Below are 11,568 nucleotides of genomic sequence, written 5' to 3'. Positions count from 1 at the left end.
CGCCGGTGTGGCAGACTGGTATTACATCCCTTCCGGTTCAATGGAACCTACCATTCAGGTTGGCGATCGCATATTTGTGAATAAGCTGGCCTATGAAATCAAAGTGCCGTTTACTGACATCAGTCTGACTGAAACAGGCTCCCCTGTCCGCGGAGATATAATTGTGTTCGACAGCAAGGCGGCAGATAACCGACTGATTAAACGTGTTGTGGGCTTACCCGGTGACAGAATTGCCATGCGGAATAACATCTTGTATCTGAACAATAAGCCCTTATTGTATTCCGGCGATGATGAGAATCAGCAGGAGCTATTGGGTAAAGTGCTTCATCAGATCCATCTGGATAAGAATGGCTCACCGTTGGCATCATTTAATACGGTGACTGTTCCGGAAAATCACGTGCTGGTGCTGGGCGACAACCGTAATAACTCGGCCGATTCCAGAGTGCATGGCTTTATTCCTATGGATGAAATCATCGGTAAGGCGTCGCATATCGCTTATTCACTGGATAATGACAACGCTTATATGCCAAGGCTTGCACGTACATTTCAGGCACTGAAATAAAAAAATTTAAATTTTTTTGCTTTGAGGTGTTGAAAAGACTTTTTTAGCACCTACATAGTAATTGTCGGCGCTTGATAGCAAGGCCGACAGAACCGCCGCCGCAATGTCGGGGCAAACATTTTAAACATATTGCTTTATAAAAAGGATATGACTATGCGTACTATCGATCTATCTCCACTTTACCGTTCTTTCATTGGTTCTGACCGTTTGGCATCACTTGTAGATGCAGCTTCACGTTCTGAGAGCCAGACTGCTTATCCCCCTTATAATATTGAATTGCTTGGCGACGATAAATATCGTGTGTCCATGGCGATTGCCGGATTTACAACTGAAGAAGTTAACATTGTCTCCGAAGACAACACGTTAACGGTAACGGGCAAAAAAGCCCCTGCTGAAAATGACGAAGCCGGCAAAAAACAATACCTGCACAAAGGAATTTCAGAGCGCAGCTTTGAGCGTAAATTCCAGCTTGGTGATCATGTAAAAGTGACCGGCGCAGATATGCAGCACGGCCTGTTACATATTGACCTTGAGCGTGTTGTGCCTGAGGCGAAGAAACCACGTCGCATCGAAATCGGCAATACACCGGCCAGCCACGGGTAAGCTATTCTGGTCTGTATACACAGACCTCATTTAACTAACGATTTTATTTTTACGTGCCTGCAGGTGCAGGCACGGAATAACCTGAGTCGCCGGATACGGGGCTCTGACAATTACATATTGCTTAATTGGAAGGATATGACTATGAGAACTATTGATTTATCACCACTTTACCGTTCATTTATCGGCTCAGACCGTCTGGCGTCATTCATTGACAATGCTACCCGGTTTGAAAACCAGAGCGCTTTTCCTCCGTATAACATTGAATTGCTGGAGGAAAATAAATATCGCATCGCAATGGCAGTAGCCGGATTTGCAGAAAGCGAAATCACTATTGAAGTACAGGAAAATACGCTGACCGTGACAGGCAGCAAGGCTGCTGATGACAAAGAGTCATCGCGTAAATTCCTTCACAAAGGTATTTCAGAGCGCAATTTTGAACGCAAATTCCAGCTTGGTGATCATGTAAATGTATTAAGCGCAGATCTCGAAAATGGTTTGCTGAGTGTCGATCTGGAAAGAGTTATCCCTGAAGCTAAAAAGCCTAAACAGATCGCTATCGGCTCTGCGGCCCTTGAGCATAAAAGCACCGGTGAATAATCCGGAAGGGTTTTACTGCAATTAAACATAAAAACGGCACCTGCTCCCGGTGCCGTTTTTTTATTTGAATATATTAGCGGACACAAGGTAGTCAATCAGCACCCGTGTGCGCTGCGGTAAGTTTTTCCGCGACGGATACACCAGTGAAAAAGCCGTGCGTTCCCCATGCCACCCCGGCAATATCTGAACCAGCTCTCCCCGCTCTGTTTCTTCTTTTACCGTAGATGGCAACAGTAAGGCCACCCCCGTTCCCATAGCCGCCATCTTGTGGATCAAATGGGGCGAGTTACTTCTGTAATATCTGGAAGGTGTTATGGTTCTGCTGCTGTCTTTACTTTGTAACCGCACATTATTGTGCCAGTGAGGTAAATCCAGCAACACCCAGGGCAATGCTTCCAACGCGTCGAGGCTCTCCGGTTCACCAAGTCGGTCCAGCATTGCAGGCTGTGCATATATCGCAAATGTTTCCTCATGCAATACCCTGGCAATCAGCGAGGCATCGCGGGGTAATCCAATCCTGATTGCCAGATCAATTTTCTCTGAGATTAAATCAACCCGCTCGTCATCCAGTACAAAATCAATCTGAACCTCAGGAAACTGCCGGATAAACCCATCCAGTGCGGGCAGTACAAACTTATGGGCAATATCATGATTCATGGTAATGGCGACGCGGCCGGCAGGAACACGGGTATTCGTAATGCTATCTATATCCTCAAGTACTTCCTGCAGAATAGTTGCACGGCTGAAAACACGCTGACCTTCCTCTGTAAGCATTAATTTTCTGGTTGAACGCTGAAGCAGCCTGCTGCCTAAAGCGCCCTCCAAATCTGCAACCTGCTCACTGACTCTCGAACGGCTGGTATGCAACACTCTGGCTGCAGCAGCAAAACTCCCCTGCTCTGCCACCACACAAAATATTGCCAGGTGCCTGAGATAGGCAAAATCAATTGTACTCATTTTACGAACACTACATTCACTTTTGTCCTACTTATCATAGCAACTACAAAGCACCATAATCCAGTCATCCGTCCAATACGGCACGGCAAAATAGTTTTAACAGGAGAACAATCATGATTGGAATTACCGGTGCAACAGGTCAGTTAGGTCAACTGACAATTAAACACCTGCTAACGAAAAAATCCGCAGACTCTTTGATCACGCTGGTCAGAGACCCCGGCAAGTCGCAAGCTATGTTTGCTGATATTGTCTCACGGCACTTCGACTACAGTGAACCTGACACGCTGACAGATGCACTGACCGGTATCACGACACTGTTTCTCATTTCAGGTAGTGAAATCGGACAGCGTATTGAACAACATGCCAATGTAATCGATGCGGCTAAACGCGCCGGTGTGAAAACCCTGGTGTATTCAAGCTTGTTACGGGCAGACACTTCATCTCTGATGCTGGCAGAAGAGCACAAAGCCACAGAGCAACGCATTCAGGCTTCCGGCATGGATTACGTGATTTTACGGAACGGCTGGTACACAGAGAACTACACGCAGGGTCTACAGGCTGTTATTGACGCCGGCGTGCTGGCCGGCGTGGCCGGTTATGGCCGCATTGATTCAGCAACCCGCAATGATTACGCAGAGGCAGCAGCGAATGTGCTGACAGATATATCTGCGCACAAAGGAAACGTGTATGAGCTGGCCGGTGATGCTTCGTTTACTCTGCAGGGATATGCAGACGCTGTCAGCGCTGTAACCGGTAAGCCCGTTCATTTTGAATCAATGAATTATGAGGGTTACAAACAATTCCTGCAGGATGTTGCCGGTCTGCCGGAAGGCTTTGCTCATGTGCTGGCAGATTCAGAGCATCATGCAAAAGAAGGCGGCCTTTCCGGCTCAAGCGATGAATTACACCGTCTGCTGGGAAGAGCAACACCTTCGCTTATTGAAGTACTAAAGCAGTCACTGTAACGTATCACCAGCCGTCAGCACTATGCCAGATAGCGCTGACGGTGCGGTTGTCACGGGTAACGTGGTAACGCCGGTACTGACCCGCCGTCGCACAGGCATGATTTGGCAAGATCCGGAGTTGACGGCCGAATCCGAAACCTTCATCCGGTACAGGTAAACCATCTTTATGCTCAATGATACCGTGTTCCTGATTTGTCTGGCTGACATACCAGCCATCCAGTATATTGCCCCCGGCATCAGCGACCAGACCATATCCGTGGGAGTCAGAGCCTTTATCTCTCGACAGTCCCATCCAGCCTGCATCCACCAGTACCTGATTCTTCTTCATCTGATGACCAATGACGGTCGTCAACACACTCATTGCAATGTCAGATACTGAACAAACCCCCAAACCGGCCATCACCAGATCAAACGTTGCGTACACACCGGCACGGATCTCGGTAACGCCTCCGGGCTTATAATCAGACAACGCTGTTGGCGTAGATCCCACAGAAATGATGTCAACAGGTAATCCCGCAGCTTTGAGCCTGTTCGCCGCCAGTACCGTACGACTGCATTCCTGTTCTGCCATGGCATATTGCGCTTCGGGCGAGTTACACCCGTAAGATGCACCTGCATGGGCCATCAAGCCGGAAAAACGGATATGCGCAGTGTTGTGCAATTGCTCAGCCATAGAGATCAATTGCATGCTCTCAGGCCCGGCACCGGCACGGTGATCATCAACATCCAGTTCTATCATTACCCGCAGGGGCACAATGAAAGTACGGCGGGCTTTTACCAGCGCCTCCACCGCCGCTTCATTGTCAACGACAACAATCAGGTCGACGCCACGTTCCAGAAGTTCATTAACCGCAGAGAATTTATTCGGCGTTATACCCACCGCATACAGAATATCTTTGTAACCGGCCTGCGCAAAGTAACGGGCTTCTTCCAGTGTGGAAACAGTGACAGGCCCGGGCCGCGGTGCATAAATTTCCGCAGCTTCACGGCTCTTCAGTGTTTTAACATGAGGCCGCAGTCTCACGCCGTCCCGGCGACATTTCTCCTGCATGCGTTCGCTGTTCGCCCGCAACTTATTCTCGTCAATGAGGCAGACCGGGGTCACCAGAGCAGAAAAATCAGATAATAACTCAGACATAAACTAAATCAGGTAGTGGATCATAAACAGGTTCGAGCAGGCAAGAAACAGTATAGACAAGAACGTCAGGAGCATCCCTGATAAACGTTGCCAGCTTGTTCCATCACTGTGACGCAAGCCGTAAGCATGGAGAATGCGGCCAAATAATATAGCGCAGCCACCCGCGTGCAATACCCAGTGCTGGGGATGTAAGCTCTCCAGGCACGCCAGCAGAATAAGTGTAATTGGCACATATTCGCTGAAATTGCCGTGTACACGAATGGCACGGGTAAGTTCATCATTTCCTCCGTCACCCACACCGATCCGGGCGCTGCGGCGGACATTAATAACGGCGAATGACAGGTAGATATAACACAAGGCTAACAGACTTGCGTAAAACGCAGTAATCGGGAAACTCATAATCGTCAGGTTTAATAATGGGTTATTGGCGTCTATTCTGGCAATTAAGCGGCACGCTGGCAAAGCCTTTTACCCGCTTTGACAGTGAAGTATAAAAAAAGGCCGCTTGATGCGGCCTTTGGTAAGAATTTTTAACCGAGAAGCTCAGCCAGTTCATTGCTGACCTGTTCTACCGGTTTGGTACCGTCCAGCTTGTGGTACTGGCAGTTTCCGGCTTCAGCTTCTGCAGAATAGTAGTTTACCAGAGGCTTAGTTTGCTCGTGGTACACGCCTAAACGCTTACGTACTGTTTCTTCTTTGTCGTCATCACGGATGATCAGTTCTTCACCGGTTTCATCATCTTTACCTTCCACTTTTGGTGGATTGTAAACAACGTGATAAACACGACCTGAGGCAGGGTGTACACGACGGCCGCCCATACGCTCAACGATGACATCATCAGGTACGTCAAACTCAATGCAATGATCTACAGATACGCCTGCTTCTTTCATTGCATCAGCCTGAGGGATGGTACGGGGAAAACCGTCAAGCAGGAAACCTTGCTTGCAGTCGTCCTGGGCAATACGCTCTTTAACCAGACCAATAATGATGTCATCAGACACCAGTTTACCTTCGTCCATTACACGCTTGGCCGCAAGACCAAGTTCAGTGCCGGCCTTGATGGCCGAACGCAACATGTCACCAGTAGAGATTTGAGGAATACCGTATTTCCCCATCAGAAATTGTGCCTGAGTTCCCTTACCGGCGCCTGGTGCGCCCAGAAGAATGATTCGCATTTTGCGCTCTCCGCTTTATTTTCTCAACTGTTGGGCACTTTACACACTAAGCATCAGCGAAACAAGCCCATAGCAAGTACAGAGTCAGATTATACGACTTATGTCGCATGGTTTATGAACAATAGTCGTAAGGGCATGCGAAGGCGTGAAGACATACATTTCTTTAACAGCCAGTCATTAAAGGTTAAGCAGCAGGAACAGAGTATTGATTTGTAGGGAATTATCTTTCCTAAATAAATATAAGTGATAGTTAAAATAAAAACGGGCCATAAAGACCCGTTTTCATATGTTTACAGTCGGTGAACTGGCTTTATTTTGCCATACTCATTAACAGACTGTTTAAATTGCGTACAAAACTGGACGGGTCTTTCAGACTGCCCTGCTCAGACAATGCTGCCTGATCGTACAATACGCCTACCCACTGATTAAACAGAGCTTCATCCTGTACATCAGCCAGCTTTTTCACTAACTGGTGCTCAGGATTCAGTTCGAAGTGGTATTTCACATCCGGTACTGTCTGACCGGCAGCCTGCATCAGCTTCATCATCTGCGTGGTCATGCCGTTTTCATCAGCGGTGATCACTGCAGGTGATTCTGTCAGACGGTGAGTAAATTTCACGTCGACAACTTTGTCACCCAATGCAGTTTTCGCGCGCTCAAGCACACCTTCCACTTCTTTTTCTGCTTCTTCCTGAGCCTTTTTGGTTTCCTCGTCGTCAAGGTCACCTAAATCTAAATCACCTTTAGCAATAGACTGGAAAGACTTCTCATTGTACTCAGTCAGGTGAGACATTAACCATTCGTCAATGCGCTCGCCCATCAGCAACACTTCGATGCCTTTCTTGCGGAAGAACTCCAGGTGCGGGCTGGTTTTCGCAGCTTGCAGACTGTCAGCGGTGACAAAGTAAATTTTGTCCTGACCTTCCTTCATGCGACCAATGTAATCATCCAGAGACACAGTTTGCGCATCGGAATCACCATGTGTTGACGAGAAGCGAAGCAGACCGGCAATTTTATCTTTGTTGCTGAAGTCTTCGGCAGGACCTTCTTTCAGCACGTTACCAAATTCACCCCAGAACGACTGATACTTTTCGCTGTCGTTCTTCGCCATTTTCTCCAGCATCTGCAATACGCGCTTAGTACAACCCTGACGCAACGTCTGGGTGACTTTGTTATCCTGCAGAATTTCACGGGAAACGTTCAGCGGCAGGTCGTTGGAATCAAGCAGACCTTTTACGAAACGCAGGTACGTTGGCATAAACTGTTCAGCGTCATCCATAATGAATACACGCTGGACATAAAGCTTCAGACCATGATTCTGATCACGGTTCCACATATCAAACGGCGCTTTAGAAGGAATGTAAAGTAAGCTGGTGTACTCACTCTTACCTTCTACTTTGTTGTGCGCCCATGCCAATGGATCAGCAAAGTCATGAGAAATGTGCTTATAGAATTCTTTATATTCTTCTTCAGAGATATCTGACTTATCCCGTGTCCACAATGCCGTCGCTTTGTTTACACTCTCCCATTCGCCGGGAACAGCCGGTGTTTTTTCACTGTCAGGACCTTCACTTTCAGGGATCTCATCTTTCCACATTTGCACCGGAATGCTGATGTGGTCGGAATATTTGCTGATGATTGAGCGCAGACGCCAGTTATCAACAAACTCTTTTTCTTCTTCACGGATGTGCAGAACAATTTCAGTGCCGCGGGCAGGCTTGTTAATTTCTGCTACAGTGAATTCACCTTCACCGTCAGAAATCCACTCAACGCCCTGACTGGCGTCAGTGCCGGCAGCACGGGTTCTTACTGTCACTTTATCAGCCACGATGAATGCTGAGTAAAAGCCCACACCAAACTGACCTATCAGTTGTGAGTCTTTTGCCGCATCACCGGAAAGCTTACTAAAGAAATCCTTAGTACCAGATTTTGCAATGGTACCCAGATTCGCAATAACTTCTTCTTTCGTCATACCAATGCCGTTATCAGCAATGGTAATGGTACCTGCATCAGCATCGGTACTGATCTTCACGTTCAGTTCGCCGTCGCCTTCGTACAGACTGTTATTTTCCAGTGCGCGGAAGCGTAATTTATCGGCAGCATCGGCTGCGTTCGATACCAGTTCACGAAGGAAGATTTCTTTGTTGGAATACAAAGAATGAATCATCAGTTGCAGAAGCTGTTTTACTTCAGTCTGAAAACCATGTTTTTCTTGTTGGGCTGCTTCAGCCATAAACCAGAGTCTCCTAGCTATTTGAATCAATTTCAGTCTAGGAAGTAAGGTCGGGCCGGAATAATTTCAACCTGAAAAGTAGGGTTTTTATCAGATTTGATAAAATTGAGTGAAATGATGCTCTGCCAACGGTAATGACAGAGCAGAAAAATGCTGAAGCTTAAAGCGTGCGGCGACCGGAGAACGCGTGGGTCAGCGTGCTGCCGTCGATATATTCTAATTCGCCACCTACCGGTACACCATGCGCTATCCGGCTTGCCGTGATATCAAGCCCGTTACACATTTGCGCAATATAATGTGCCGTGGCTTCGCCCTCTACAGTAGGGTTCGTTGCCAGAATGACTTCAGATACCGGAGAGGCTTTAAGTCGCGTTTCCAGTTCAGTCAGCCCGATGTCAGCCGGCCCGATACCGTCGATGGGCGACAAATGTCCCATCAAGACAAAGTATGTACCGGTAAATGTCATAGTTTGCTCGATGGCCAGCACATCCTGCGGACTTTCGACAATGCACAATACACCCGCTTCCTGACGTTTCGGCGAACGGCAGATTTCGCACACATCATCTTCGGTAAACGTGCGGCATTGCTGGCAATGCTGAATGTGCTCCATGGCATTATGCAGCACGGTGCCCAACTTCATGGCACCATCCCTGTTTCGTTCGAGCAGGTGAAACGCCATACGCTGGGCGCTTTTATTGCCCACACCGGGCAAACAGGTGAGCGCTTCGATAAGCTCACCCAGAAGCGGACTGAATTTCATTGATTAAAACGGCATTTTGAAGCCAAATGAGGCTTCGTTGATGATTTGTGATGCTATGCGATATTTCGCGGCTTGTAGCGGTGTTTTCATTCTTTCCATCACTGAATATAACTCAATATCACTCTCAATTTGGCCCCTATTTGGCCCCCCTGAATTAGGGGCCTAAACTATTGCCACGAAGTTGAAGAATCGATGTAATCCCCAGAATCACGAGCAAAAGAGACGATATTACTTATGTTCTCAAATTGCTCTAAATTAATGCCGAGGTCTTCCACCGAGCTTGTGACTTCGTCATAAACCTCTTTGAAGTCATTATGTGGCTTAAGGGGAGGCTCCACTGCAATGAGCGCCTGTTCCGGCATAACAATGTTCTTCTCAACTAAAGCCTTCATCCGATTCACCCACATAAGTCCATGCTCAGCAGCACTCATTGCGGTCTTCTGATCGAAAGCCAACGGTTTAATAATACGTTTGCCTTGACTAGTATTCCTTACAAAAGGAAGTGTGAATTCGTAAATCCCAGCTTTTAACTTTCGTTCGCTGTACTTGTGAGCCAGTTCATTAGCAAAAGTCTCGCGTAGAGCTTTGACCATTTGTTGCTCTCGGTACTTTTGATTTACAAAATCACGGGCAACAAATTTTTGATACAACTTATCCAACATTTTTTCAGCTCTTTCATTAGCTAAAACCCTGCTGACATTACCAAAATGCATTACAGATTCACGCTGACGCGTAAGTTCTCTAAAAACGCCGATTAATTCTTTATTTCTTAGATGGTTTGCTCGACAAAAGCTCTGTAGCCTCGTTAATTCATCGGTAAATGATTCAACCGCTTGTTTGTAAAGCTGTTTATCCATTTCTTCGAAGAAATTCGTCACTCTGCCAAAACGTTTTGGAGATACCTTGAAGATAAGCCGTCCTTCTTTAGGCTCGATCAAGACAATACCTACGTTTGCAAACTCTCTTGTCTCAATGAAAGGCATAAAGCGTACTACTGCATACTCGTATACAGAATTGCTGTTAATCATGCTAAAGCCTCCCAAAAGTTTTCGTTTCCAAAGTCGTTCAATAGTACCCGTATTCTATCTATTTCTCCATCGGCATCTTTAAGTCCATCGAGCCATTCTTGAGGTATGATATTAATGACTGCATCAAAGTCTAACATAGCTTCTTCAAATTTAGCTTGATAGTGTGCTTTATCAATCACATCTGTAAATAGATCAGTTTGCCCCTTAATTACCGAACTCGCTGCATGAATACTTTTGTGATCAAGACTGGAAAAGTCATGCTCAAAGGCCAAGTTGTGGTCAAATACCACCAAATCGCCAGTAACGATGTTATAGTAGAGATTAGGGTTGCCCCCCTTATCAGTCAGCGTTCTATCACTGTTTTTTATCCAGTAATCAAACATAAAAAGATCCAATAACAGAGATTTTTTTACTTCCCTAAGTCTATCTAAATTCACTTCCTGCAAGCTATCTTTCAACTCTGAAGCGAACGCGATTCCACATCCCAAATCGTTAGTTAACTCATCGTCGCCTTCAACTAGAAGTTCATCGATATACACTAGTTGAGAATCAGGTACAGGCAGGCCAAATCGAGTACCCAACTGGGCTGCAATCCATTCATAGATACATCCGAGATATGCGGCATTCAACCTCTTAACGACGTAAAGTTTTCCATCATCTCCACGGCACAGCCAGGGTTTGGTAACCCCCTGGGTCATCCGTTGTTGAATTTCGATTATGTTTATCAAGTGGTTAGCCTTTTAACTCTCTAAAAACTTCCGTTTGTATTCAATAAACAAAAGACCTCCAATAACTTCGAGGGCTGATTACCTAAATTGGAAAAGTTCGTGGCGGCATAATTTTAGCCCCTTTTGCTAAATATTTTTTGCTATAAGATCGGCTTTAAGAAGACCACCTTTGGTAAACAACTTCGCAGAAAACTTGGGGTTACGACGCGCTTTATATGCATCAAGAATTTTCTTCAGTCCATCTGCCTCAAGAAGTGAGATATTAACTTCTGTATCCATTTCTGCACTTTCTACGAAGTCATCAGAAAACGTTGGAGCGACAATAAGCACCTGAGCAACTCGCTTTCCTGCCTGCTCACATCGATTTACATAAGCCTTAACCTGTCGTGAAGTAGTAGAGTATTTTGCAAAATCACCGTTTTTGCAGGTTTTAGCTTCCCCAACAATTACATCGTCTTCACTGAGTGAAATGAGTACATCAGCTTTGTCTTTAGCTGTGTTTATGGCTCTGCGGAGATCTTCATCGACCAACAATCCCAGCTGTTCAAATATAGCTTTGGTAACCTCTTCGAACTTAACGCCCAAGTCAGCCTCAGCTATCTCGATATTGTCAGCTTTTAATGTTGCGAGGTCTCTCCGTGCCAAGGCCCCATAATTGTCTATGAGCTTATCTGTCGCGTCCGCAAAACTCGCAAGAATATTAAGGCGAAGATTACCGCGTTTCTTGATACCCATACTTTCGACAACAGCTTTGACTTCATCATTCGTAAGCATATAGAGGATGTCGTAAGGAGTAATACTCAAAGCCCTGAGCTTTTCTAC

General features: G+C 46.3%; 12 protein-coding genes and 1 pseudogene. 4 read left to right on the top strand and 9 right to left on the bottom strand.

Annotation, left to right across the window (positions count from 1 at the left end; all coding sequences use genetic code 11):
- The 3 genes from lepB to AC4PME_RS19985 all read left to right on the top strand — a co-directional run.
- The coding region (gene lepB / locus AC4PME_RS19995) for a signal peptidase I (protein WP_491529741.1) at positions 1-562 on the top strand (562 nt) is incomplete at its 5' end.
- 153 nt (positions 563-715) lie between these two features.
- Positions 716-1,165: an Hsp20 family protein gene (locus AC4PME_RS19990; RefSeq protein WP_474846545.1), complete on the top strand. Its 450-nt coding sequence runs from the start codon at positions 716-718 to the stop codon at positions 1,163-1,165.
- A gap of 141 nt (positions 1,166-1,306) precedes the next feature.
- Entirely contained in the window at positions 1,307-1,762 is a 456-nt protein-coding gene (locus AC4PME_RS19985) for an Hsp20 family protein (RefSeq protein WP_491046370.1), read from the top strand.
- Between the two features lie 60 nt (positions 1,763-1,822).
- Here AC4PME_RS19985 and AC4PME_RS19980 read toward each other — a convergent pair whose 3' ends face one another.
- Entirely contained in the window at positions 1,823-2,719 is an 897-nt protein-coding gene (locus AC4PME_RS19980) for a LysR family transcriptional regulator (RefSeq protein WP_491046371.1), read from the bottom strand.
- Between the two features lie 113 nt (positions 2,720-2,832).
- Here AC4PME_RS19980 and AC4PME_RS19975 point away from each other — a divergent pair, with 113 nt between their 5' ends.
- On the top strand, positions 2,833-3,684 hold the full coding sequence (locus AC4PME_RS19975; RefSeq protein ID WP_491046372.1) for an SDR family oxidoreductase: 852 nt from the start codon (positions 2,833-2,835) through the stop codon (positions 3,682-3,684).
- Between the two features lie 4 nt (positions 3,685-3,688).
- Here AC4PME_RS19975 and AC4PME_RS19970 read toward each other — a convergent pair whose 3' ends face one another.
- The 8 genes and pseudogenes from AC4PME_RS19970 to AC4PME_RS19935 all read right to left on the bottom strand — a co-directional run.
- Positions 3,689-4,822, bottom strand: coding sequence for an alanine racemase (locus tag AC4PME_RS19970; protein ID WP_491046373.1), 1,134 nt, complete (start codon positions 4,820-4,822; stop codon positions 3,689-3,691).
- Positions 4,823-4,825: 3 nt separating this feature from the next.
- Entirely contained in the window at positions 4,826-5,221 is a 396-nt protein-coding gene (locus AC4PME_RS19965) for an MAPEG family protein (protein WP_491046374.1), read from the bottom strand.
- A 131-nt stretch (positions 5,222-5,352) separates the two neighbouring features.
- Positions 5,353-5,997, bottom strand: coding sequence for an adenylate kinase (gene adk, locus AC4PME_RS19960; RefSeq protein WP_119501891.1), 645 nt, complete (start codon positions 5,995-5,997; stop codon positions 5,353-5,355).
- 310 nt (positions 5,998-6,307) lie between these two features.
- A complete protein-coding gene (gene htpG / locus AC4PME_RS19955) occupies positions 6,308-8,230 on the bottom strand; it encodes a molecular chaperone HtpG (protein ID WP_491224464.1) in 1,923 nt (640 codons plus the stop codon).
- 160 nt (positions 8,231-8,390) lie between these two features.
- Positions 8,391-8,990, bottom strand: coding sequence for a recombination mediator RecR (gene recR, locus AC4PME_RS19950; protein WP_119501893.1), 600 nt, complete (start codon positions 8,988-8,990; stop codon positions 8,391-8,393).
- 167 nt (positions 8,991-9,157) lie between these two features.
- Positions 9,158-10,018 carry a DUF3037 domain-containing protein gene (locus tag AC4PME_RS19945; RefSeq protein WP_474852703.1) on the bottom strand — a complete coding sequence of 287 codons (861 nt, stop codon included), beginning with the start codon at positions 10,016-10,018 and terminating at the stop codon, positions 9,158-9,160.
- Entirely contained in the window at positions 10,015-10,746 is a 732-nt protein-coding gene (locus AC4PME_RS19940) for a HipA family kinase (RefSeq protein WP_491046918.1), read from the bottom strand. Before AC4PME_RS19940 ends, AC4PME_RS19945 begins: the two co-directional genes overlap by 4 nt.
- Before the next feature lie 126 nt (positions 10,747-10,872).
- A pseudogene (locus AC4PME_RS19935) lies at positions 10,873-11,568 on the bottom strand (hypothetical protein); the annotation flags it as partial.

The sequence above is a fragment of the Alteromonas sp. genome (genome assembly GCF_984505615.1).
Note: the sequence above shows the minus strand (reverse complement) of the source record. Positions and strands in the feature narration are given on the sequence as shown.